Genomic DNA, 24,276 nt, shown 5'->3' on the forward strand with positions numbered 1-24,276 from the left:
TGAAATTTTGTAAGTTAGTGAGCAGTTAGCTTTGGCTAGCTGCTTTTTTGTATATATTGTAATTGATTCTTCATATTACGGCTTTTTGATGTTTCATATATATATTTTATGGCTTTTAAAAACTCTGTAAGTGTTTTGTAATATTTACGAGAGACTTTTTTAACAGTTATGAGAGAGAAAAGAAAGATTTGTTATATATGATGAAATTAATCTTACTAGTAGGTGTTCTAATGGATCTAGAAACAAAGGAGGAAAAATAACAATGAAACAATTGAAGCCAGCAATTAGTGTATTAGGTAGTGTATCGATGGCACTGACTTTAGCATCTCCTGCTTTAGCAGATGTAAAACAACCGAATCCAGGAGGTACAGTTGAAATATTCAAAGAGAATGCAGATGTAAAAAAAGAAGATAAGAATTTCACGCTCGGATCTGATGGAGAAATAGGTTCACTCATTACACAAAACATTGAAATGGCAAACAAGGATTGGGATAAAGATGGTATTTCCAACGACTTAGAGATTAATGGATATAAAATTGAATTCAATTCACAAACTGGAAAAAATGAAGCGAAAGCATGGGATCCCGAGAAGGATAAAGGGAAACCAAAATTTATATCGAATCCTATGAATGCAAATACGGATGGTGATCCTTTTACTGATATGTATGAGGTTGAGAATTATAACAACGATTCTGATACTAATTTCAATCCGATAGTTGCCAACATGCCGAATTTGCAAATTGGTGTCAAACGAATTGAAGTAATTCCTATTGCAACCATTACGGATAATAATGGTGGATCAGTTAGTAGAGGATGGGAAAAAAGTGTATCTACACAACATTCATTTAATGTAGGTTTAAGTGGTTCAGGTGGTGTAGAAGGCTCAGCAGCCGGTCCTGTTCCTTCCGGAAGTGTTTCAGCAAATGTGGGATACGGATATTCAAAAACAACTACGGAAACGGAGAGTTATACAAATAATTTTGATTGGTCTACTGCAACAACTGTGGATACAGCGAACGCAGCAAAATTACGTGTACATTTGGAATATAAGAATGTAGGAACAGCATCCGCTGAAAATGTTTCGCCTCATTTTAATATTCGTTTAGGAAACAAAATTATTAATACTGTAAAGGCAACACAAGATCGTTATAAAGCAAACTATTTAAGTACAGAAAAAGGTGGACGGAATAAAACAGAAGTAGTAATTGACAGTTTAGAAGGACAAGCAGATGCGAATATTGTCTTATCTTTGGATGAATTGAAAGCTGTTGAACAAGGGGAACTTCTTTCGATTGAAGTTTTACCTACAAGTACAATGGATTTATCTATTGAAAAAGGTGAAGAAATTATGCATTTGGGGGATTCAGGGAGATATGAGTCTAGAGTAAATGCAGCTACTGAACAATTAGAAACAGATATAGGAAATATACCAAAGTTTAGGGTATATACTCCTAAAGACAAATCTCTTGCTGATAAGCCAGTTTTATCCTATAACGAAGTTTTTCAACAGGTAAATATAGATACGAAAAAAGTAAATCATATTGTAAACAAGGCTAAAAGTACTAATAACGTATCAGTGGTTTCAGCTAATAATGGAACTGATGCATTGAACGATTTAAAAGCGGGACAGGGAGATCGTGGTTATTTACATAAAGACTCTGTACACGGAGCTTTTGCAAAACTACAGCAACCAACATTAGTAGAAGGTAGTTATGATTCTGTGACGCAAAAGATTAGGGCAACAATTTTACCTGGTTTATTTGGAGTGAGTAAAGATATTCCTACTACTTATAGTAAGAAATGGAATGCTCCGTCACAAACAGTAACACTGGTTAAACGTGAAAATGGATTTACATATGAGTCTAGAGAAAATATACACCCTATTAAATCTGAAATTGCTGCGCACAGAAAAGTTACATTTGAAATCAATGACGCACACAATCTAACGCCTACACAAAAGATTGATACTGAAATTAAAGCTAATAAAGAATTTGAAGATTATGTAGTAGATAATTCAGGTGAATTTGTTACAGAAGGAGTTCCTTATACCGTGGCTTCATATGGAAATACAGCTTATTTGGGAAGTCATCATGCAGGGAATAAATGGGAGTATCTTTGGGCTGAAAAATCTAGCGATGAAAAAGTGAATGTAATTATTGAAAGAGTAGGTCAACCTAAACCTGGAAAACCAATTAAAAAGGATGAAGAGGTATTAATTAAATTTCAAAATCCTATTTATTCAGATTATGCATATTTAAAACTTCAAGATAGTTATATCCATTTAGATCAAAAACAGAACGCAAGTACTTTTAAATTTAATCATGCATATCCAAAGAATTTCACTGGACACCATAAGCAATGGAACATACTATCTAATGGTAATAAGTTAAAGGTAGGATATTTAATCGATTATATGAAATATGGTAATGGAGAGAATGGTACTGATACTATAGCATGGAATCTATCAAGAGTTCAGTAATAGGTAACAGTTCTGTTGCTAAGTTTGAAAAGAGAACCGGAAATGAATTGTATCTGAAAAGTTAGATACAAAAATTTAGGTTACTATTAAGGAATGAGTTCGATGTTGAATCGGACTCATTCCTTTTAATTTATATATGATTTAGAAACTACTATTTTAAATACTTATCTAGTCATATAAGTAATCAAATGTTAAGATTACTATCTGTATTACATGGTTTATTTTCCGAATTTTCATTCGTTTCGAGGGTGAAATGTGGAATTCTGATTTATTTATGTGATTAGTTTTTATATCTTTACCTATAAAGATATTTTTATTGGATAATAGAAAAAAATTTTTTGTTATTGGTGAAAAAGAAGTGAGGATAGTATATGAAGAAAAGAATTTTAATCGTAGAAGATGAAGAAAATATTCGAGAAGTATGCAAACGGTATTTAGAAAGAGAAGAATATGAAGTTTATACCGCTGTAAATGGTAAAGAAGGTTGGGATTTATTTCTTACACATCAACCAGATTTAATTATATTAGATTTGATGATGCCAAAAAAAGATGGATGGGAATTATGCGAGGAAATTCGTCAACAATCAAATGTCCCTATTATTATGTTAACTGCTAAGGGAGAGGAAAGGGATCGAATTTTAGGCTTAACGATAGGGGCAGATGATTATTTAACAAAGCCATTTTCCCCTCGTGAATTAGTATTAAGGGTTCAAATTATACTAAGAAGAGGAAGCCATGTACAAATACAAGCGAAAGAATCCTTATTGGAAGTGATAGAGTTTCCAGATTTAAAAATATATCCAAAGACAAGATATGTACTTGTTTGTAATAAGGAAGTGGAGTTAACGGTGAAAGAGTTTGAGGTACTTTATCTCATGGCAAAGCATCCAAAACAAGTATTTTCTCGCTCGCAGCTTCTTGAATTAATTTGGGATTTTGGACATGAAGGGGCATCAAACACAGTTACCGTGTTAGTGAGTCGTTTACGTGAAAAGCTCGAGAAGCATACGATAAAGAATCGTTGGATTCATACGGTTTGGGGTATAGGATATCGCTTTGAGCCAAATGCAGGAAATGAAACATGAGATTACGTATTCAATTGTTACTCATGAATCTATTAAGTACTAGTATTATGGTAATTGCTATATGGTATAGTGATACGAAAATGTTACTTGAACCGGAACAAACGCGGTTATTAACAGTAATTGCATTTGTGGCATTCATTATTTCAACGTTTATTTATTGGTTAATGACACGTCCTATCATGAGATCTATACAAAATTTAATAAAATTGACGAAACAATTTAGTGATAGACACTTTGAAACGATGTATATAATTGGGCAAGAACCACGTGAGTTTAAAGAATTGGCAACAGCCTTTCAACAGATGGCAAAAAAATTAGAAGAAGGGTTTACTAAGTTAGAGGAACAGGAAAACTCTCGTAAGGAGCTAATTACCAATATCTCACACGACTTACGAACACCTATGACTAGCATGCAAATGATGATAGAAGCATTACAAGATAACCTGATTGAAGATCCTGAAATGAAAAAGCAATACTTAGCAACGGTTTTAAAAGAAATAGAAAGATTAAATGGATTAATTAACGACTTATTTGATCTTTCAAAGTTAGAGTTTGAGCAAGTAGATTTTCACCCAAGTTTCACACATTTAGATAAAGTTCTATTAGATGTATTAGAGTCACATTCTGTCTTATTAGGAAACAAACAAATCCATTTGCAATTGGATGTCCCTGATATATTACCTCGACTTTTGATTATGCCTTGTAAAATAGAAAGGGTCATAGGTAATTTATTACATAATGCAATTCGATATTCTCCTATCTCTGGAACAATTGAATTGACTGTAGTGGAAAATAAACCAACTCAACAGGTCCAATTCACTTTGCGGGATGAAGGAATGGGAATTTCTCCAAATGATCAATTACGCGTATTTGAACGTTTTTTTAGAACAGATCGATCAAGAAGTTCACAATCTGGAGGTTCCGGACTTGGATTAGCTATTGCAAAATCATTGATTGAAATGCACAAAGGGGAAATTGGTGTAAGGAATCGCGCAGATGGTAAGCAGGGAAGTGAATTTTGGTTCACTCTTCCCATCACATCAGTAAAAAAATAAGACGGCTGAAAGACTTTTGTAACATTTACGTTAGAAAAATGAAAGACCTTCTTGTTAACATACTACTACACAGTATGTTACAGGAGGTTTTTTACTTTATGAAAAGAAAATATGTATGGTTTATAGGTGGTTTGATAATTGTATTGGGGATTTTATGGTCATTGTTCCGACCAGAGAAATTATTTATTGATAAGCACGTAAATGAATCATTGCTACAAGCAGAGATACAATCAACTGAAGTAAGGCAACAAAGTGATCGAGTAATAAGGGAAGGTCAGTTTCAAAACGGTGTCCATGAAACAACTGGAACGGCAAAAATTTACCAATTAGCGGATGGAAAACGTGTTTTACGACTTTCTGATTTTGCAACATCTAATGGGCCAGATGTACGAGTTGTATTAGTTCCTACAAATCGCTTAAAAAATAATGAAGACGTGAAAAACTATCAGTATATTGAATTAGGAAAATTAAAGGGAAATAAAGGAGACCAAAACTATGAAATTCCTGAAGGGATAGATGTAAGTGAATATGGTTCGGTTTCTGTTTGGTGTAAAAGATTTAATGAAAACTTTGGTGCGGTTTATTTTAATAATTAAATATGAACTTAAAATTTCCTCTTACAGGCAAAATTCATCAGGGTAATGATAATAGTTGCAGTGGACTTAGTTGCTAAGAAGGGCACTCATAAGAGTGTTTTTTTCATATTCTTCAATTTTTGTATATTTTAGAGCTATTGGACGTTTACGGAGAGATTTTATTTAGTGTGGAAGCGTACTGTCTGTGAATAGAAGGATGAATAATATGTTACAGGAAAACATAACTCTTTTATAACTTAATTTTGAAGGAACATATACTTTTTTTATTTATCGGCTTGTAAAGAAGTATGGAAATTAAAGTTTATAATTTAAAAGTCAGCTTAAAGATGCAATAAGCAATTTGAATAGTAATCTTAAGTAAATAAAAAAGAGAGAGCAGCATTGATGAGCTCTTCTCTCTTTTTAAATCTAATTAGGGTTTCCATAACTGTAAAGGGTATGGTGTAAACTGTTGGATATTACCATTTAAGTTAAGATTATAAAAAAGAAGTTCCTTTTTTCTGAAAAATGAATATTAATACAAAATTAATGATTAATATTCAAAAATTATTTTATAGTTCATTAATTTATTACTTGCTATCTATATTAATCATTTATTACAACAGCTTTCATGTCCAAAATTAAATGTTTCAACAAAGGATAATATAAGTATCATTATAATGATTTTCCAATATAATCAATGTGTTAATGAAAGGAACTCTGTGTTATTTTTGCTTTTCTACTAACTAATACAGCTTCAAACAAAGGACACAATTGCTACATGCTAAGTGTAATCTATTACCCATTCAAGATTCTGTTTATTCAATCTTTCTAAAAATAAAAAAATATTGTACTCATAAATATACAAGCTATAATGAGGGCGTCGAGAAAGAATTTATTACCTCTAGAGAAATTATCAAACCTAGTTTTTTTGCAAAAATCCTAATGACATTGTAAGTAACCTTTTAAATTTGGACATACTGACATGATTACTCTAAGAAAGGTATGTGATCAAAAGGAAAAGTGTATTTGACACGAGAATGAAAGCGTATTCAATTAGATCTTGTTTTGAATCAGTCATTTTAGTAATTTAGATTCAACTGCAATTAAAAATAATAAATTATGGGGGTGCTTATATGAACATGAATGTAGCATCTATTAAAGAAAAAAAGGTTGTTAAATACAAAAGTTGTTTTGATGTGATTGGGCCCATAATGATAGGTCCTTCAAGTTCACATACTGCAGGTGCTTTAGCTATTGGAACAGTAGCCAATAAATTATTTCAAGGTCTTCCAAAAAAAGTCGTGGTAAGGTATTATGAATCATTTGCTGAAACCCATAAAGGTCACGGAACTGATTTTGCAATTATTGCTGGGATATTAGGATTTGCTGCCGATGACAGCAAAGTGCCAGATGCTATTGAAATAGCAGAATCTAAAGGAATTGAAATTACCTTTATTGAAGAAGCAGGTGATAGTCCTGCTGGCCATCCAAATACGGCAGATGTATATTTAGAGGATGAAAATCGAAGTATTAGAACGATGGGGATTTCGGTTGGCGGTGGATTAATTGAAATCAAACATGTTGAAATCGACGGATTTAGCTTAGACCTGCAGGGGCCATTGCCAGTTATTATTGCGATTTCTGAAAGAGCTGACTTTGAATTTGTCTTACGCAGGATCTTTAAACAATATGATGTGGAAATAAACAACTTTCATAGTTTAGAAGAAAACAGGAAATATTTATATGCATTCGCTTTGGATACGCTATTGCCTGGTAATGTCCAGGAGGAATTAGGAAATTTAAGCAATATAGCTAAGCTCATTATTCTTTAGTTACATTAAGGAGTGAAAAAATATGTATATGGCCATAAAAGAAATTGTGGATGCAGCTAATAAAAGCCAAAAGACAATTTATGAATTAGCAATTGAACAGGAAATTGAACAAACTAAATCTACTTATGAAGAAGTTTGGAGTAAAATGGAACGGAATTTAGCGACTATGCAAAATGCTATAAATAAAAGTATCGAGGGCGACGGTGTATTTTCTCCAACTGGTTTAACCGGAGGTGATGCTGTTAAAATTAAAAACTATCGAGAAAATAGGAAAACCCTTTCTGGAGATTTGATGGTGTTAGGGATCCAAAGTGCTATCGGTGTTAATGAAGTAAATGCTGCATTAGGAGCTATTTGTGCAACTCCAACAGCAGGTGCGAGTGGGACGATTCCGGGAGTCCTATTTAGTATTAAAGATACGTTGCAGTTAAGTCATGAAGATATGATTCATTTTCTATTTACTTCAGCGTTATTTGGAACGATAGTCGCAAACAACGCTTGTATTTCAGGAGCGTACGGAGGATGTCAAGCTGAAGTAGGCAGTGCCTCAGCGATGGCGGCTGCAGCTGCGGTTGAAGCTGCAGGTGGAACGCCACAGCAATCTTCTGTAGCTTTTTCGATTGCATTACAAAATTTACTCGGTTTAGTTTGTGATCCGGTCGCTGGTTTAGTAGAAATTCCTTGTGTAAAGAGAAACGCCATTGGAACGGCAAATGCTTTAGCAGCAGCGGACATCGCATTAGCCGGCGTAAACAATATCATCAATGCTGACGAAGTTATTGAAGCGATGTATAGAGTTGGAAGACAGATGCCTCGCGAATTAAGAGAGACAGGTTTAGGTGGAATTGCAGCTACACCTACAGGGATTGCCATTAAAAATAAAATCTTTGGAGAGAAATAATCAAATCAATGAACAATTACCGGATATATTGTGAAAAAGTTAACAATCTATTCTCTATTGTTCGCCTAAGGATGTCTGTATATTGGGGGAATTACTAATAAAATATACCACTATATAATTGGGATATTTTATAATTTGTAACAACCCCGTCAGGTTGATGCTTCGCCAATTTTTTGATTTTGATTAACTTAGAAGAAGGATATACGATGTGGCGCACTTTATAAGCAATTCATTTTTCAAGAACGGTCTATATTCCGATGCCTTAAATAGAGAAGTAAGAATAGAAAACTAGGAGGAATTATTATATGAATGGGAATACTGCAAAAAACATAGAATTTCAAGTTGATAATACTGCAGTAAAAAATGAGAAATATCTAGACCCTAAAAAGTGGCATAAACAGGATACTACCTGGGCATTGAGTCTATTTGGAACAGCAATTGGAGCAGGAGTACTCTTCTTACCTATTAATGCAGGTTCAGGTGGTTTATTATCATTGCTGTTAATTACCATACTTGCATATCCTGTTATGTATTATTCACATAGGGCACTTGCTAAAATGATATACGCTTCTAATTCTGCCGATGAGGGGATTACAGGTACAATAAGAGAGTATTTCGGAAATAAGGCAAGTATCATTTTTAACATTGTATATTTCGTTTCAATTTATACGATCGTGCTGATGTATTCGGTTGCACTTACAAATACTGCAAGTAGTTTTATTGTGCATCAATTGCACATGCCGGAGCCTCCAAGGGCCATTTTATCGCTTGTATTAGTACTCGGTCTTATCACTATACTAAATTTTGGTCAAGATATTACTGTAAAGATAATGAGCATGCTAGTATATCCTTTCATTGTTTCTCTACTTTTTATCGCAATATCTTTAATTCCACAGTGGAATACGTCAATGCTAAGTTTTTCAAGTGTTTCTACTGCTTCAACTGGAACAGGATATTTTGGAACAATATGGATGATACTACCAATCATCGTATTCTCGTTTAATCATTCTCCTATGATTTCGTCATTCGTTATGAAACAGAGAGCTACGTATGGAATAGATGCTACTGATGCCAAGTGTGCTCAAATACAAAAAGTTTGTTATATCATGACATTCGTTGTTGTTATGTTCTTTGTTTGGAGCAGTACTTTAAGTTTGACTCCAGATGATCTTAAGGTGGCAAAAGAACAGAACTTGTCAATCCTATCATATCTTGCTAATGAGCTTAATTCGCCAGTAATTACTATTGCGGCTCCTATCATTGCGTTTGTGGCTATTACAAAGTCTTTCCTTGGCCATTATATAGGAGCGTATGAGGTAATGCGTGACATGATTATTAAGTCCGGTAAAAAACGTGGGAAAGATTTAGGAGAGAAAACAGTTAAGACAATGATTCTTACTTTTGTCGTATTAACATGCTGGTATGTTGCTTATACAAATCCAAGTATTCTTGGAATCATTGATGCCCTTAGCGGTCCGTTAGTTGCTGCTATCTTATGTCTATTACCGATGTATGCAATCAATAAAGTACCAGTACTGGCTAAATACAAAGGGAAAATGAGTAATGTATTTGTAATTGTTATAGGAATACTTACTGTTCTAGCAAGTATTAAGTCATTATTCTAATTCTCTATTGTTCGTTCGGATGCAAAAATAGTAGGATATGAAAAGAGAATAAAAGACTTTTAGCGGAACTGAATTATATATTGTTAAACCCTAGAGTTTATGGTTTTGGACAAACTATTCACCTTGGATAGTTTGTCCTTTTTTGATTATATGCATAACTTCTATTGCAGCATTTTTTTTAAGCTGTTTGTAATGATTTTAATCCAAGCATTTGAGGGCGCCTAACCATGTGCATCAAGCTAATATTTTAAAGTATCTCACATCTGTTTTCTTAGGTTAATGGGAATGGGCCGGTACCCCATGTATGGCGAACAACTAAACTGGCTTCCTTATATCCTATGTCCGAAGCCAGTTCATCTCTCACATACTCACTTCGCGTTCCTTGAGGAAGGAATCTTCTTGGCTAGATTTATAAACTTAACTTATTGAGCTTAGGGTGATACTCCCGTTACAATTTTGATAGTTCATTGACCACACTTTCTAAAAATTGCTCTACCTTTTCTTTTGTAGTATCTGGCGAATGATAACCAATTGTAAATGTAAGTCTCCCATTATAAGAGCTTGCCCCCATTGTAAAGAATGGTGCATACATAATTGGTGATGTTATATACCCGTCCTGAGCTTGAACTTCACCAAACTTAATAGGTTCATCAGCTATCGATCCGAAATTAGTAAGTAACGGTAAAGCCATTCCCATTTGTAAAGCCCGTTCATATTGCTGTTTATACATTTCCTTAACTTCAGATAGCTTTTTACTTGCCAGTAACTCCATTCCTGCGGCTGAAGAAAGACCTGGATTTTTAGATTTTATTGTATCCATTGATTCTTTGACTCGAACTAGAGTTTGATTAAATGAGTCATCATTTTCCATTTTAATCACTGGCATTTCCATCCCGGATAAGTTGCAAATTGAACCAGTTGTATGATTAGGGAGATATCGGCGTAAATCAATTGTTAAACCAACCATTTTTTCTGCGGTACGAGGTTCTGCATACACAGCGAAATGTGATAAAGAGCGGAAGTATGCAGTCAGAATTGCATCATTTAAGGTAGCTTGTTGTGCCTTAGTCCATAGGGTTAAACGTAGAGTTTGCTCACGGCTTAACCGTCGCACGGCCATTTTTGGATAAGCATTTTTGTTAGGTTGAGATGGAAAAGACCATAATGCTGCTTGTTGTTCTTGGCTGGGACGATACGCACTTTTTATGTCTGTTATTCCAGTATATTTGAATACAGGTGATTGATCGCGAAAGCCCTCATTTTTTGCATTAAATCTCTTTATAATTTCATCCTTAGACTGTCCCAGAGAAAGGTGAGTATAAATTGCTCCCAGCAAATTAATATATTCCTTGACTCCAGCACCATCTGAACAAAGATGAGATAATTTAACAACTAATATATTTGTTGAAGTGCCTCGTAATAATTTTGTCTGAACCATAGGCCCTTGAATAGGATCTCCAGATTCCTTTATAAAATCTATTGCCATCACTTCAAGATTTTGATCATCTCCTTCTGCAAAAAAACAAATTGGTGAGTTAGTACTAGATGAATGTTCCTCCCAGTAAGGCATATCACTTTCTACAAAACGGCTGTTTAAAACGGGCTGTAATTGTAACGTTATTCTTACTGATTGTTCAAGTACTTTTTTTGATATACCTATAGGAAAATAAAGAACGGCATTAATTTGTTGATTTGCGGAATAAAGACCAAGTATATAATTCATTCGATCTTGAGGTGTTACTGAATATTTCCTTTGTTCCATAATTTTCTCCCTCTTTTCAGGCTATTTTTGGTTACAATCTTGTTTTTCATAGGGTTGTAATTTTTTCAAGGATCCATAATGTTTTCTTTTCAATTTTTTAGTATTTCACTTATGAAAGTATGTTTTCTGTACTGATTCATGTTGTTATTGGTATTAATAATATTCATCAATTTTGTTTGGTTTTTGTATAAAAAGTAGATGAATTGCATTTTCGTTTGATTATATATAAACATTTTACATAAATGTTTGTGTATAATCTACAAAAAATAATCGAGTCATTTTTATCTTTTTTCGACAGTATCTCCCATCTATTTACTAACGCTATCCCAACATCAAACAAATTAAGGAGAGGGTCTTCTGACATAAAATATACACGTTGTAACTTCTAAACTTACAATATTGTAAGATTAGAAGTTAGATAGTTAGATAGAAGTCATTAACTTATGAAAAAATCACATCTATAATCCAGATATAAATCATTAATTAAAGGAGTATTCTAGTGAAAAAAATTATAAGTTATGTGGTGGTTATTGCTATTTTTATAGGAGTAGGATTAGGAGTAAAACGTTATGTGCAAGGTCCAGGACAACCAGTCGATGGGATTCTAGTTAGTGGTACTGCAGCTGATATAGAAAAAGTCAAACAAGAATTTAAAGATGATATTAAACAATCTAATGAAGTAAATATAAAAGTAATACAAACAAAAGCGAATATAGATAAAAATTTATTTATACGAAAAAAATAGATGTGATTAGATTATCAGAGAAAATTCAATAACTTCAATTGTGAAAAGATAAAAAAGGAGCGGAAATACGCTCCTTTTTTATTTACCTTACTATTTTTAGGGGAATTATATGGATAACACTTTTATTAATGGAAATGTATTTAATTTTTTTCTGGAATATATGTGAAATGTTGTATAAAATAATCAAGAAAGTCAAAAATTATGGGGGGAAGTTGTGAAAAAAAATAAGAGTTTAATAAGTATTTTAGGAGTGTGTATCATGTTGTTTTCTTTTTGTTTCCAGGGAAATATACAGGCGGATGTAAATACTGTTCAATCTGGAAAAATAAAATCAGGAAACGTAACGGTATGGGAAGTAGGCAATGTAGCGAAAGTGTTAGCAGATGTAGAGCGCTTGAATTTAAATACGGTGAATGTACCTATTCAAGTAGATATTTCGGATGTGAATTCGGCTAATATGGTAATTAATCAGGCGCAAAAGAAACAAGCTATTATTTTAATTCAAGAATTATTAAAGCGTAATATACAAGTTATATTGGAGCCGTTTCCGTTTATTCAGCAAGGAAATATTGGAGAAACAGAGTGGAACCCTAGTAATATTAACGATTTCTTCTGGAATTGGAAAACGGTTGTTTTACAAGATATTTTTAATTCCATTACAAGTAAGTACAATATTTATGGGCTGAAAATCGCTTCTAATTTCGTGAATATGGAATATGCAGAAGGATATTGGAATGATACGATTAATTTTGTTCGCCAGCAGTATAAAGGAAATGTTTTGTATCAAATGAATTGGTGGTTAACTGCAAGCTTTGATCCTTCTTATGAGGCGAAATTTAAAGAGAAAATAAATCGCCCGTATTTAAAAAAGGTGGACATTGTAAGTATTGATAGTTGGTTTGAAGTTTCAGGAAAAAGAAATCCATCATACGAAGAAGTAAAACAAAGCTTATTTGCGACGACAGTATACAATCGTGGCCAAAATGTCGTTCAGCAACTTGAGACATTACATAAAACAACTGGAAAGCCAGTTTATTTTGGTGGATTTAATGTGCCAGCACGTGAACTTGGACTACAAAGCCCGTGGAACCCAGATGTTACGAATGTGTTTTCGAAAGATGTACAACTTAACGGGTGGCGTGCTTACCGAGATGTATTAGAAGCGAAGCCATATTTTAAAGGTTTTTCAATTTGGTTTATCGGATCTAATGATAGTAATCATTCATATCAAATACATAGTAAAGAAGCAGAGACAGTTATTAATGGCTGGTATCGAAAATAAATTTTATAAAATAGGTAAGTTTTAGAATCTATTACATATATTTTAGTGAAAGGCCTTTCACCATCTTATCACCTAGGGGGCAATCATAATGAAATTTTTGTCATACCTTACAGTAATTTTGGTGATTCTTGGCGGTTTGAATTGGTTGTTTGTGGCGTTAGATTATAATGTAGTTGAGAAATGGTTTGGTTCTATGCCGGCGCTTGTGGATACTATTTATTGGCTCTTTGGTCTTTCGGCTATTTATCAAATTTTCGATCGGTTCTTTACGAGTAAGTAGCTATTATACTTAATTACTAGAGTGTTAAGTACGATTATGTACTTAACACTTTTTTGTATGTTTATAAAAAGCAGGGTGCACATGCAAGCGATTCCATTGCGTCTTGCACCGTAATAACGGAAAACAAATTGACCGTGTATTGTATATAGGTTATAATTCAGAAAGTTTAAAAAATAATAAAAATGAGAAATAGGGAGGTTATCTGGGTGATGGAGAGAGTGTATAATTTTTCAGCAGGACCATCTATACTCCCTTTGCCAGTTTTAGAGAAAGTGCAAAAGGAGCTTGTAAATTATAACGGGACAGGCATGTCTGTTATGGAAATGAGCCATAGATCTTCTTATTTCCAAAGTATTATTGATGAAGCAAGTAGCTTACTTCGTGAATTAATGAACATTCCTGATGAGTATGAAGTTTTATTTTTACAGGGCGGTGCGTCATTACAATTTTCTATGATACCGTTAAATTTAATGAGTACGTATAAAAAAGCTGGGTACGTACTGACAGGTTCATGGTCTAAAAAGGCGCTGCAAGAAGCCGGAAAAGTAGGAGAAGTAAAAGTGATTGCTTCTTCTGAAAAAGAGAAGTTTACTACAATTCCTAAAATGGATGATTTACCAAATGATGAAGAACTAGATTATGTACATATTACAACGAACAATACAATTGAGGGGACAAAATATGTGGATATTCCACATTTAGAAAGAGTGCCGCTCGTTGCGGATATGTCCTCAAATATTTTATCAGAACAATATGATGTTACGAAGTTTGGTCTCATATATGCGGGTGCGCAAAAGAATTTAGGGCCAGCGGGTTTAACGATTGTAATTATAAAAAGAGATTTAATTGGCAGTGCAAATAGTGCTTGTCCTACGATGTTAAACTATGAAACTTACAGTAAAAATAACTCCCTATATAATACACCGCCAACCTTTAGTATTTATGTAGCAAAACTTGTACTAGAGTGGTTGAAAGAACAAGGCGGGGTATCTGCGATTGAAGAACAAAATAGAATGAAATCTTCACTTCTTTACAATTTTTTAGATGAATCTAAATTGTTTACTTCACCAGTTGACCCTACGTATCGATCACTTATGAATATTCCGTTTACAACACCGTCAGAAGAGCTTAACAATCAGTTTTTACAAAAATCGAAAGAACGCGGCCTTGTTACGTTAAAAGGACATCGTTCAGTCGGCGGTATGCGTGCTAGTGTTTACAATGCGATGCCAACCCAAGGTGTACAAGAATTAGTAGACTATATGAAGGAATTTGAGCTTGAAAATAGATAGGGAGATGGGGATATGTTTCGTGTTCAGACGTTAAATCAAATTGCCGAAAAGGGTTTGCAAATTTTTGATGGGAATCGCTATGAAATTGGAGACAAAGTAGGTCATCCAGATGGTATTTTACTTCGCAGCTATTCTTTACATCAAGAAGAGTTTTCAGAAGATTTAAAGGCGATTGCAAGAGCTGGTGCTGGTGTAAATAATATTCCTGTTGAGCGTTGTACGGAAAAAGGGATTGTAGTATTTAATACGCCAGGGGCTAATGCGAATGCAGTGAAGGAACTTATTATTGCAAGCCTTATTATGTCTTCCCGTAATATTATAAATGGAGTGAGCTGGACGAAAGAGTTGGATGGAGAAGAAGTACCACAGCTTGTTGAAGCTGGGAAGAAGCAATTCGTTGGGTCAGAAATTGCAGGGAAACGTTTAGGTGTTATCGGTCTTGGCGCAATTGGTGCTTTAGTTGCGAACGATGCGTTATCTTTAGGGATGGACGTTGTCGGATACGATCCATATATATCTGTTGAAACAGCATGGCGTCTTTCTACGCAAGTACAAAGAGCGTTTAGCCTAGATGAAATCTTTGCAACGTGTGATTATATTACACTTCATATTCCTCTTACGAACCAAACGAAGGGGATTATTGGTGAACACGCTATAGAGACGATGAAAAAAGGAATGCGTCTATTCAATTTCTCAAGAGGAGAACTTGTAGATGAAAAAGCTCTTCAAAAAGCGTTAGAAGAAGATATTATTACACATTACGTAACAGATTTCCCAAATGAAAATGTTATAAAGATGAAAAATGTAACAGCAACGCCTCATCTTGGTGCATCTACGTCTGAATCTGAAGAAAATTGTGCAGTAATGGCTGCACGTCAATTACGTGAATATTTAGAGACAGGTAATATTCGTAATTCAGTAAACTATCCAAACGTAGAACTTCCGTACATTGGAAAAAAACGAATTACAATTATGCATCAAAACGTTCCGAACATGGTAGGACAAATTACAGGATGCTTAGCAGAACATCATATTAATATTGCGGATATGATTAATCGTAGTAAACATTCTTGGGCGTACACAATGATTGATATTGATAACGGAATTGATGATATAATAAAAGAGAATATTGTGGAAAATATAAGCAAAATCACAGGTGTTGTAGCTGTTCGAATGATTGTGTAAAGGAGAGAGAAACTTGGCAAAAATCCGACCGTTTCGTGCTATTCGTCCAGTAGAAGGAAAAGCAGCACAAGTAGCAGCTTTACCGTATGACGTATTAAATAGTGAAGAGGCAAGAGAAGTTGTAAAAGGGAATCCATATTCTTTCTTACACGTTGATAAAGCAGAAATTGATTTAGACCCGGCACTTTCACCGTACGATGATCGCGTATATGAAAAAGCGGGTGAAAATTTAAAGCAATTTATACAAGAAGAAGTGTTCGTTCAAGATGAGGAGCCAGCGCTTTACATTTATGAACTGACGATGCAAGGAAGAACGCAGTCAGGCCTTGTCGTTTGTACATCGATTGACGAGTATGAAGATGATACAATTAAAAAACATGAAAGAACGCGTCATGAAAAAGAACTTGATCGTATTCGCCACGTAGATGTGTGTGATGCAAATACGGGGCCTATCTTTTTAACGTATCGTACGAAAGAAGATGTGAAACGTATCATTGCAAGCTGGAAAGAAGAACATGCGCCAATCTTTACATTTACAGCAGAAGATGGCGTTAGGCATGTTGCGTGGAAAATAGCTGATGAAGAAGTAATTGCAAATTTAGTAAACGCATTTGAAGATATTCCTAGTCTTTACATTGCAGATGGACATCATCGCTCTGCATCAGCTGCAAAAGTAGGGCTAATGCGAAGAGAGCAATATCCGAATTACACAGGAGAAGAGGAATTCAATTTCTTCCTATCTGTTTTATTCCCTCATGATGAATTATCAATTTGGGACTATAACCGGGTTGTGAAAGATTTAAATGGTTTATCAGTAGAGCAATTTTTAAAGCAAGTTGCGCAATATTTTTATGTGGAAGAAGCAGGGGTTTCACCGTATAAACCAAATGAGCCAAAATCATTTGGAATGTATGTAAACGAGAAGTGGTATAAGCTCACTGTGAAAGAGGAAACGTTTGATGCGAATGATCTCGTTAAAGGTTTAGATGTATCTATTCTGCAAGATCATTTATTAAGCCAAGTACTTGAAATACATGATCCACGATCTGATTCACGCATTGATTTTGTCGGAGGAATCCGCGGATTAGAAGAATTAGAACGCCTTGTAAAGAGCGGTGAGTATAAAGCAGCGTTTTCATTATATCCGACATCAATGGAAGCTTTATTATCAATCGCAGACGCAGGGGAAGTTATGCCGCCAAAATCAACGTGGTTTGAACCGAAACTGCGCAGTGGGTTGTTTGTTCATTCGCTAAAGTAAATATAGACTTCTACAGTTTGGAAAAACCGAAATGATTATAGTTTCGGTTTTTCTTATGTTAAAAGTGTTTTTGAGGAGGGGTATCGATGAAATTGCAAGTAGGCGAAAAAATCACCTTTGAGCGAACGTTTATAAAAGAAGATGTTGTTTTATTTACAGAAGTATCTAAAGATGAAGGTGTTCATCATGTTACACCAGATGAGCAGGGGAGATTTGTTGTACAAGGGCTGTTAACATCAACGCTGCCTACAAAAATTGGCGGTGACTATAACGTATTAGCTCGCAAGATGGATTTTGAATTTTTACGTCCTGTTTTTAGCGGTGATACAATTCGTTGTGACGTAACTATTGAACAATTTGAACCCGATGAAAAACATCGCACAAAAATTATTGCGATGTTTATATGTAGAAATCAACTTGAAAAAGAAGTTATGAAGGGGAGTTTTTCGGGGATTATTCTTTAGTAAGTAGGAAAAGTAATGAATAGGTGGGGGCCGTGTCTCTCGGGCTTAGATTTTTAATTCCCCCCATAATTAAAATTTTACACATTGCTGAATACTGATAATAAGACGTTATGTAATATACTCTGTTCTTTTCTTAACTAATAGAAGAATAGTTGAATAAGCTCGTCAACAAAAAGGACATTCCTAGTATTACAAGAAATGTCCTTTCCACTATATTATAGGGTATTTTGCTGAAATTCAAACTCTAAAATCAGTTTACTGGTTTGACCTGTAAACTGATAATTATAGGACCCTCTCAGATTTTCTAAGTTACCAGTAGCTTTAATAATTGTTCCTGGGGAATCTAGATTTCCTTTATCAAATATTCCTTGCTCTATAGCTGTAAATGTCCCTTGTTGCCCCTTATAAATTCCTTCAAAGTGTAAAAACCCAGAAATTTTAGCAGTAGCCAAGTGACCATCATTTATATTTGAGTCTAAATAATATAATAAGTATTCAACAAAAGCTTTTCCTTTTAATTCACCATCAATATCATATTCAACATGGGCAATATTAATAGGAAAATCTTTTCTAGTATCATCGATTAGTTTTTCATCCCATTTACTTACTGTAAATGTTACTTCCATAAACGTAATCTCCCTCCAATTATATACTTTTAAAAAGTATCAATTCACAGTCATATCTCATAGGAGTGATTTTATTTATTGGGGTCCTTTCATGTCGCTATCAAGCTAACCAAAATAAAATACTCTCTAAAATGAAAAAACACGCTATTTTTTCTGTAGGATCAGGAAAATGACTATACTTATTTAAAGTTTTCCTTTATTCCACGCCACTCTCTAAAATAGAGAAAGCCCCATTTTCACAATCAATTTCTGCCAACGCGCCGTAAGGTAAAATAAACTTCGGCTCGGTATGGCCAAAATTTAAATTATAAAGAATCGGCAAATCTTCTAAGTTATGTTCTTTCATAACTTTCAGTATTTCGTGTTTATATTCTTCATAATACATTTCGTCTTTTGGTTTACCAAAAATGATGCCTTTTGCTTTTTGAAGAATGCCTTGCGCTGCGTAATTTCGTAACCAATACTTTATATAGCTTGGTTCTGGATGGTCTTCAGAAGTTTCAAAGAAAATGATGGTATTCTCCCAATGTTTTTTCTCAGGCCAAAGTTCCGTTCCTTTTGCAAATTCCAGTACTTCTATACAACCACCAATTAAACGCCCTTGTACAGTGATAGAGCCTTGAAGTAGCTCATATCCGTTGTTTTGTTGCATTGTACGCCTTTTATCTTTATTTATCTCTATCCATTCTAAACGCTCACTCGTCCATTCATGAGCTGGTTGAATCTCGCCAATATTCTCATTTGAAAAGAGAGTTCGATTTACCATTTCAATTGTATATGGATCCATCTCTACATTTTCGGCAAAATCAGTTAAAATTGCTGGACCGTAAAAAGAGGAAATTTCTGCTTTATGGCAAAACAAATGTGAAACGGTATCGTCAGAGTATCCCATAAAAATTTTCGGATTTTCGCGTATAACATTAAAATCTATATAAGGGAGTAAACGGATGCTATCTTCTCCACCGATATTCGTAATAATTCCTTTAATACGAGTATCTTTAAATGCTGTCATTAAATCTTCCGCACGAGCCTCAGGGTTGTTGTAAAGGTATTCGCTACCTTTTAAACTATTTGGCATCGGGACAACCTTAAGACCGAAGACGTCTTCTAATCTTTTTACTCCTTGCTCATATCGCCATCTTAGCTTAGAATCACCAGCACCTCCCCATGAAGAACTTACTGTCGCCACAATATCTCCTGGCTGTAATCTGTTTGGTTTTATTAACATTTTAACTCCGCTCCTACATAATGTAATGGACTACGATTATACAAACTGTAGTATTGAAAAATATGATGCATCACATTAGTTTCTTCATCATCAATCCGTTTACCTGCTGGTATTCAAGAATTCAGTCTTAGTGTTGAATTGCATTTGAGAATTAAAGTATGCAACATTGCATGAGAAAGAGGGTTGCTATTTTCTATAACCTGTAACTATAATAGTTACAGGTTGGTCGTATCCAATCAAAAAAATATAATCATCATGAATGGAGAGGTTACATATGGGTATGAAAAAAATAATTTTAGCAGGTGCTTTAGGGATCGCAGCATTATCAGGAACGAATTTACCAGGATTAGAAATATCAAAAGCGAGTGCCGCTTCTATTGAATCGAATTTCTCGACGTTAGAAGGGCGAGTAGTAGAAGTAGATAACGGTGTAATTGTCGTAAAATCTAAGCAATATGAGGAACCTGTTAGTGTGTATATAGATTCCCTTTCAAATGTGAAAGTAGGGGATGAGGTTAAAGCTACTGGATCTATGATGCGTAATTTTACTGAATATATGATTGCAAATACAGTTGAAAATACGTCAAATAAATTAGGTATGCACATGAAAGAAGATGGTTCTCCTGATTATGTAATTGGGGAAGTATCAAAAGTAGGAACGATGGAAGATGAAGGAGACGGTTCTACTAAATATGTCGTAGTTGAGTATCCATCGCTAAACGGGAAAAAAGATATTATTGATGTTTTCTTAACGAAGGGACAAGTATTTAATACAGGTGAGAAAGTAAAAATTGATATGAAGTATGTAGGCTGGGGCGGAAGTTCTATTAACTACAACACAACGGATCATATCGAAAAAATTCATGAGATAAAGAGCAACGTTGAAAATAATGATGATGTTTGGATTTGGTCTTAATTAGACGCTTGTAAATAACAAATGTATCATGCAGTACCCATCGAATGATCATATGTATGATAATTCGATGGGTACTTTTTTGTTTTATGTTTTTTTGAGAATAACGGATTTCTGATTAGAATATGATGTTAATACTGGAGCGAAGGTGAAAAAAACAATATGGAAAGAGGTGTTTAAGGGTGGAGCAAGATGAGGTTTATTTACGAGCTAAAAAAAGGGTAGAGAATTTACAAGCGTTTTATATTCATTTAACGGTCTATATACTAGTGAACTTAATGCTTTTTATTATAAATATAAGCTCTGATTCAAGTAAATTATGGTTTTTATATCCACTTGCAGGTTGGGGGATCGGTATCGTTATACACGGTTTGACAACTTTTCCAGTTGGGATATTCGGAAAAGAGTGGGAAGAACGAAAGATTAAAGAATATATGGAGAAAGATAAGTAAATTTATTTCTGGAATGTATAAATATAAATCTCTTTGATCAAATGTTTGATGCGAAGTCTATTCTATAGCTTCGCCTATTTGTTTTGTATTCGAAGTTTGTGCGAGTGAGTATTCATATTCATTTTTTTAGCAACAATTGCATGTGAAATCAAAACTTTATTTGTAGTACATAGTCAACTACCCCCACTGAGATGAAGCGTTTCAGTGGGGGCTTGAGTTAGAACACTAGGTCTTTTCATCTATCGCTAGACAGTTTGACGCTCTAGCACTCATGCCACCTTATGGTAACACCCCAAGTATGTTTTTGGTTGGTACTGGCAACGAACTATTGTTTTCCCACTTGCACCACCCTTTCGAAAAAGAGCAGTTCTTCCTTATGGAAGAAGCCACCACTCAGATGACTCCGGCGTGTGCTACAAGCCCCGACAAGTCGAGTACACATGGATGGTTGACGCACCCACTAAGCTATGCGCGAAGCAACAGCCTTACGTTTTTGCACTTCTAATAGAATCGGCGTTTTCACTTTGAGATTGTCATCCAATTCTACAACTCTTGATTTTTGCAATGTATTCAATGCACCATTGATATCAGCATGGATACATGTTCCTGTTTTACTTCGATACAGACCACGAGTGATTCGTTTGCCACTAAAGCGATAATACGTCCTATCGTCCTTAGACCAAACAGGAATCGGATCTTTATCAAGAAAACTAGCTTTTGAAGTATAGCTTTCTTCTTGTTTTAAAAATCGGATGCCTTCTTTTACACATTTATTCTCAATTGCTGCAAGCAGTTTATGAAATGGGATTTGAACAAATGTTTGATTATTCCTTTTTCCCATATCAGATTTTTGTTTCCAACCAGCGTTATACCCTACGACAACTGTATCTATGTTGCATGCTTTCACTTTTTTAAACAACAAGCCTACAGTTTGTGAAATGTAACCATTTATTTGTCGTTCTCGTTTATGCCAAAGTGCGGCCATTTTGTTTGTTACAACACGTTTTGAAAGTCCGTTTTCCACATTTTTTTGCTTCAGATTACCTATCATTTTGTTGAAGTACTGGTTAATGGATTTTAGTTTTTTTCCATCAATTAAAAATGCATCACCTGTATTTGTTACGCAACTTACTAATCTGTCTACCCCTAAATCGCAACTCAAAGCGTTACTAGTAGTCGTGGATTGTTTCTTCATTTGAGAAACGTGCATTTCATATGTGTAATGCACCTCAAAGAACCGACCTTTTTGCTTCGGTACAATCTCAATGTAGGAGATTTTTTTATTTCTTACATTTTTAGGCATACGTATTTTAATGGAACCGAATTTTTTTCTAAATGCAACATTCATCGGAATCATCCAATACCCGTTATCGTCCACTTTTGGAACTTGATAAATTTCAATAATTCGTTTGTCAGTTGAATCAGAATAATTCGGAAACTTAGGGCGACCTGTGAAGGTTTCAGGTTTTTTCTTCCACTGTTCCAATGCTTTAAAAAAGCTCTTCACTTCTGTAAATAAGGCTCTACGAATCGCTTGAACAGAGTTGGATTGAATGCCCCAGTAGTTCATATCGGTTTGCATGGCAGTGTCCACTTCTTTTACAGTAGCCATTTTATTATGGTTCAAATAACTTTGTTTAATCGTGTACAATCCAACATTTCGCAACGCTTTTGAACTATGTGACATGCGTTGTAGTAAGCGGAATTCTTTAGCCGTAAGGCAAGCTCGTCCGATATTCTGTTTCTGCGTGAATCGTTGCATGTTTTCTCTTTTCTTTTGTTTACGTAATACTTTCACTGCTTTCTTTTTAACCATCGTTTTCACCACCTTTCTTAGAGAGTTCATTAAAATTATTTTTGACAAATCAATATTTGGAACGAAACGGAACAAAATATGAACATGTTCTTCATCGTAATTCCATTCTTCTACAGTAATTCCTTTTGGCTCAAGTGGCCGAATGATTATTATCCAATTTCGTTGTCTTACGATATATTCCCTCCTTATCTAAGGGCAGATTATATCGTAAAACAAAAAACGAATGTTCGTAACCAAAAATTGTTATGAACGAAACAAAAGAGTTCAGTCTACCTTCTGACGGCAATTCATCCCCACCTGAATTGTTGGGTTTCACCCCTAACACAATTCAGATGGCGTCTTCTTGCCGAAAAGGATAAATAAAGTTGTTACCCTTTTTAAATTACATGTGGATATAGGATGAAGTTGATTTATTACCCTATATTAAAATAAAAATAAACCACTGTTCGATTTGAATATTCCACGATATAATGGTGAGAGTTTATGACAGAATAAATATTTACATAAGAAGTGAGGTACTGTATGAAAAAAAGAACGACAGACATTATTTTTATTATTATTGGTGCATTTCTTTTTGCGTTAGGTGTGAATTTGTTTGTTATTCCGAACGAGTTTGGTGAGGGTGGAGTAACAGGTATCACGATTATTACGTACTATTTATTTGAATGGTCACCAGGCTTAGTTAACTTAATTTTAAATGCGATTTTGTTAATAGCTGGTTATAAATTTTTAAATAAGATTACAACAATTTATACGATTATCGCTGTAGTTACGAACTCGCTATTTCTTCATTTGACAGAAGGCTGGACGATTGCTTCGGATGAAATGCTTGTAAATGCCATTTTCGGAGGAATATTTATTGGGTGCGGGATTGGTCTTATTATTCGCGTTGGCGGAACAACAGCAGGTACTACCATCTTAGCAAGGATGACGCATAAATATTTAGGATGGAGCATTAGCTATGGTTTACTGTTCTTCGATTTAATTGTTGCGTTTTCATCTTATTTCATCATTGGTGCAGAAAAACTGATGATAACAATTATTATGCTATATGTAGCAACGAAAGTGATGGAGTTTGTAATTGAAGGTTTAAATCCGAAGAAAGCCATTACGATTATTTCTGATAACCCGAATGAAATTGCCGGGAAGGTGACTACCTTAATGGGCAGAGGGGTTACCGTGTACTCAGGTCATGGCTATTACACGAAAACTCCGAAGGAAATTCTTTATATTGTTATTAATAAGCAAGAAGTAGTGAAGCTAAAACGGATTGTTCAAACTACAGATCCGGCTGCGTTCATCGCTATACACGATGTTCGTGATGTGTTCGGAGAAGGATTTGTTGATATTTCTAAGGCTTAATAAGAGTTAGAATTAGTTTTTAAAAAGGCAGAAAATGAGCAATATTTTTTATT

Annotated in this window: 21 protein-coding genes; 17 read left to right on the forward strand and 4 right to left on the reverse strand. The window is 34.5% G+C overall.

Features of this window, described 5'->3' with window-relative positions:
- The first annotated feature begins 262 nt into the window (after nucleotides 1-262).
- The 7 genes from MKX66_RS04050 (at nucleotide 263) to MKX66_RS04080 (ending at nucleotide 9,555) form a co-directional block, all read left to right on the forward strand.
- Nucleotides 263-2,479 carry a binary toxin-like calcium binding domain-containing protein gene (locus MKX66_RS04050; protein ID WP_199695066.1) on the forward strand — a complete coding sequence of 739 codons (2,217 nt, stop codon included), beginning with the start codon at nucleotides 263-265 and terminating at the stop codon, nucleotides 2,477-2,479.
- Nucleotides 2,480-2,850: 371 nt separating this feature from the next.
- The gene (locus tag MKX66_RS04055; RefSeq protein WP_193653167.1) at nucleotides 2,851-3,564 is read left to right on the forward strand and encodes a response regulator transcription factor; all 714 of its coding nucleotides are present in this window, start codon (nucleotides 2,851-2,853) and stop codon (nucleotides 3,562-3,564) included.
- On the forward strand, nucleotides 3,561-4,619 hold the full coding sequence (locus MKX66_RS04060; RefSeq protein ID WP_341085577.1) for a sensor histidine kinase: 1,059 nt from the start codon (nucleotides 3,561-3,563) through the stop codon (nucleotides 4,617-4,619). The genes MKX66_RS04055 and MKX66_RS04060 overlap by 4 nt, the downstream gene beginning before the upstream one ends.
- A 98-nt stretch (nucleotides 4,620-4,717) precedes the next feature.
- Nucleotides 4,718-5,215 (forward strand): DM13 domain-containing protein, encoded by a 498-nt coding sequence (locus MKX66_RS04065; RefSeq protein WP_341085580.1) that lies wholly within the window; start codon nucleotides 4,718-4,720, stop codon nucleotides 5,213-5,215.
- A 1,115-nt stretch (nucleotides 5,216-6,330) separates the two neighbouring features.
- Nucleotides 6,331-7,029 (forward strand): L-serine ammonia-lyase, iron-sulfur-dependent subunit beta, encoded by a 699-nt coding sequence (gene sdaAB / locus MKX66_RS04070; RefSeq protein ID WP_033716175.1) that lies wholly within the window; start codon nucleotides 6,331-6,333, stop codon nucleotides 7,027-7,029.
- A 22-nt stretch (nucleotides 7,030-7,051) separates the two neighbouring features.
- Nucleotides 7,052-7,930: an L-serine ammonia-lyase, iron-sulfur-dependent, subunit alpha gene (sdaAA, locus tag MKX66_RS04075; protein ID WP_088063992.1), complete on the forward strand. Its 879-nt coding sequence runs from the start codon at nucleotides 7,052-7,054 to the stop codon at nucleotides 7,928-7,930.
- A 305-nt stretch (nucleotides 7,931-8,235) separates the two neighbouring features.
- Nucleotides 8,236-9,555 (forward strand): aromatic amino acid transport family protein, encoded by a 1,320-nt coding sequence (locus MKX66_RS04080; RefSeq protein ID WP_088063991.1) that lies wholly within the window; start codon nucleotides 8,236-8,238, stop codon nucleotides 9,553-9,555.
- 448 nt (nucleotides 9,556-10,003) lie between these two features.
- Here MKX66_RS04080 and MKX66_RS04085 read toward each other — a convergent pair whose 3' ends face one another.
- Nucleotides 10,004-11,317, reverse strand: a complete 1,314-nt coding sequence (locus MKX66_RS04085; protein ID WP_341085582.1) for a condensation protein — start codon at nucleotides 11,315-11,317, stop codon at nucleotides 10,004-10,006.
- Between the two features lie 499 nt (nucleotides 11,318-11,816).
- On the opposite strand from MKX66_RS04085, the gene MKX66_RS04090 reads away from it, so the two are divergent.
- From MKX66_RS04090 to MKX66_RS04120, 7 genes are all read left to right on the forward strand, one after another.
- A complete protein-coding gene (locus MKX66_RS04090; protein WP_215591329.1) occupies nucleotides 11,817-12,062 on the forward strand; it encodes a hypothetical protein in 246 nt (81 codons plus the stop codon).
- A gap of 214 nt (nucleotides 12,063-12,276) precedes the next feature.
- On the forward strand, nucleotides 12,277-13,344 hold the full coding sequence (locus tag MKX66_RS04095) for a glycoside hydrolase family 113 (protein WP_016120498.1): 1,068 nt from the start codon (nucleotides 12,277-12,279) through the stop codon (nucleotides 13,342-13,344).
- 88 nt (nucleotides 13,345-13,432) lie between these two features.
- Entirely contained in the window at nucleotides 13,433-13,624 is a 192-nt protein-coding gene (locus MKX66_RS04100; RefSeq protein ID WP_002084566.1) for a DUF378 domain-containing protein, read from the forward strand.
- Nucleotides 13,625-13,833: 209 nt separating this feature from the next.
- The gene (serC, locus tag MKX66_RS04105; RefSeq protein ID WP_002142453.1) at nucleotides 13,834-14,916 is read left to right on the forward strand and encodes a 3-phosphoserine/phosphohydroxythreonine transaminase; all 1,083 of its coding nucleotides are present in this window, start codon (nucleotides 13,834-13,836) and stop codon (nucleotides 14,914-14,916) included.
- Between the two features lie 12 nt (nucleotides 14,917-14,928).
- Nucleotides 14,929-16,101 carry a 3-phosphoglycerate dehydrogenase family protein gene (locus tag MKX66_RS04110; RefSeq protein ID WP_044443451.1) on the forward strand — a complete coding sequence of 391 codons (1,173 nt, stop codon included), beginning with the start codon at nucleotides 14,929-14,931 and terminating at the stop codon, nucleotides 16,099-16,101.
- Nucleotides 16,102-16,114: 13 nt separating this feature from the next.
- Nucleotides 16,115-17,362, forward strand: coding sequence for a DUF1015 domain-containing protein (locus MKX66_RS04115; RefSeq protein WP_215589907.1), 1,248 nt, complete (start codon nucleotides 16,115-16,117; stop codon nucleotides 17,360-17,362).
- Between the two features lie 86 nt (nucleotides 17,363-17,448).
- Entirely contained in the window at nucleotides 17,449-17,826 is a 378-nt protein-coding gene (locus tag MKX66_RS04120; RefSeq protein ID WP_341085585.1) for an enoyl-CoA hydratase, read from the forward strand.
- A 215-nt stretch (nucleotides 17,827-18,041) separates the two neighbouring features.
- On the opposite strand, the gene MKX66_RS04125 is transcribed toward MKX66_RS04120, so the two are convergent.
- Nucleotides 18,042-18,452: a DUF3224 domain-containing protein gene (locus tag MKX66_RS04125; RefSeq protein ID WP_012261251.1), complete on the reverse strand. Its 411-nt coding sequence runs from the start codon at nucleotides 18,450-18,452 to the stop codon at nucleotides 18,042-18,044.
- A 196-nt stretch (nucleotides 18,453-18,648) separates the two neighbouring features.
- The gene (locus MKX66_RS04130) at nucleotides 18,649-19,680 is read right to left on the reverse strand and encodes a S66 family peptidase (RefSeq protein ID WP_215589906.1); all 1,032 of its coding nucleotides are present in this window, start codon (nucleotides 19,678-19,680) and stop codon (nucleotides 18,649-18,651) included.
- Nucleotides 19,681-19,954: 274 nt separating this feature from the next.
- On the opposite strand from MKX66_RS04130, the gene MKX66_RS04135 reads away from it, so the two are divergent.
- Together MKX66_RS04135 and MKX66_RS04140 are read left to right on the forward strand one after the other, a co-directional pair.
- Nucleotides 19,955-20,596 carry a F0F1 ATP synthase subunit alpha gene (locus tag MKX66_RS04135; protein ID WP_002033082.1) on the forward strand — a complete coding sequence of 214 codons (642 nt, stop codon included), beginning with the start codon at nucleotides 19,955-19,957 and terminating at the stop codon, nucleotides 20,594-20,596.
- Nucleotides 20,597-20,775: 179 nt separating this feature from the next.
- Entirely contained in the window at nucleotides 20,776-21,045 is a 270-nt protein-coding gene (locus MKX66_RS04140) for a 2TM domain-containing protein (protein ID WP_002033083.1), read from the forward strand.
- Between the two features lie 460 nt (nucleotides 21,046-21,505).
- Here MKX66_RS04140 and MKX66_RS04145 read toward each other — a convergent pair whose 3' ends face one another.
- Nucleotides 21,506-22,981, reverse strand: a complete 1,476-nt coding sequence (locus MKX66_RS04145; RefSeq protein ID WP_252188923.1) for an RNA-guided endonuclease TnpB family protein — start codon at nucleotides 22,979-22,981, stop codon at nucleotides 21,506-21,508.
- 402 nt (nucleotides 22,982-23,383) lie between these two features.
- On the opposite strand from MKX66_RS04145, the gene MKX66_RS04150 reads away from it, so the two are divergent.
- Nucleotides 23,384-24,223 carry a YitT family protein gene (locus MKX66_RS04150; RefSeq protein ID WP_000747487.1) on the forward strand — a complete coding sequence of 280 codons (840 nt, stop codon included), beginning with the start codon at nucleotides 23,384-23,386 and terminating at the stop codon, nucleotides 24,221-24,223.
- Nucleotides 24,224-24,276: the final 53 nt, after the last annotated feature.

Origin of the sequence: Bacillus sp. FSL R9-9530 (assembly GCF_038008145.1) — a bacterium.
Classification (GTDB): domain Bacteria; phylum Bacillota; class Bacilli; order Bacillales; family Bacillaceae_G; genus Bacillus_A; species Bacillus_A mycoides.

Bases quoted from the DNA above. Each gene is read 5' to 3' on its own strand.
- serC (WP_002142453.1), top strand. From the start codon at position 13,834: ATGGAGAGAGTGTATAATTTTTCAGCAGGACCATCTATACTCCCTTTG.
- sdaAA (WP_088063992.1), top strand. From the start codon at position 7,052: ATGTATATGGCCATAAAAGAAATTGTGGATGCAGCTAATAAAAGCCAA.
- MKX66_RS04120 (WP_341085585.1), top strand. From the start codon at position 17,449: ATGAAATTGCAAGTAGGCGAAAAAATCACCTTTGAGCGAACGTTTATA.
- MKX66_RS04150 (WP_000747487.1), top strand. From the start codon at position 23,384: ATGAAAAAAAGAACGACAGACATTATTTTTATTATTATTGGTGCATTT.
- MKX66_RS04130 (WP_215589906.1), bottom strand. From the start codon at position 19,680: ATGTTAATAAAACCAAACAGATTACAGCCAGGAGATATTGTGGCGACA.
- MKX66_RS04065 (WP_341085580.1), top strand. From the start codon at position 4,718: ATGAAAAGAAAATATGTATGGTTTATAGGTGGTTTGATAATTGTATTG.
- MKX66_RS04125 (WP_012261251.1), bottom strand. From the start codon at position 18,452: ATGGAAGTAACATTTACAGTAAGTAAATGGGATGAAAAACTAATCGAT.
- MKX66_RS04050 (WP_199695066.1), top strand. From the start codon at position 263: ATGAAACAATTGAAGCCAGCAATTAGTGTATTAGGTAGTGTATCGATG.
- MKX66_RS04085 (WP_341085582.1), bottom strand. From the start codon at position 11,317: ATGGAACAAAGGAAATATTCAGTAACACCTCAAGATCGAATGAATTAT.
- MKX66_RS04060 (WP_341085577.1), top strand. From the start codon at position 3,561: ATGAGATTACGTATTCAATTGTTACTCATGAATCTATTAAGTACTAGT.
- MKX66_RS04110 (WP_044443451.1), top strand. From the start codon at position 14,929: ATGTTTCGTGTTCAGACGTTAAATCAAATTGCCGAAAAGGGTTTGCAA.
- MKX66_RS04100 (WP_002084566.1), top strand. From the start codon at position 13,433: ATGAAATTTTTGTCATACCTTACAGTAATTTTGGTGATTCTTGGCGGT.
- MKX66_RS04080 (WP_088063991.1), top strand. From the start codon at position 8,236: ATGAATGGGAATACTGCAAAAAACATAGAATTTCAAGTTGATAATACT.
- sdaAB (WP_033716175.1), top strand. From the start codon at position 6,331: ATGAACATGAATGTAGCATCTATTAAAGAAAAAAAGGTTGTTAAATAC.
- MKX66_RS04055 (WP_193653167.1), top strand. From the start codon at position 2,851: ATGAAGAAAAGAATTTTAATCGTAGAAGATGAAGAAAATATTCGAGAA.
- MKX66_RS04135 (WP_002033082.1), top strand. From the start codon at position 19,955: ATGGGTATGAAAAAAATAATTTTAGCAGGTGCTTTAGGGATCGCAGCA.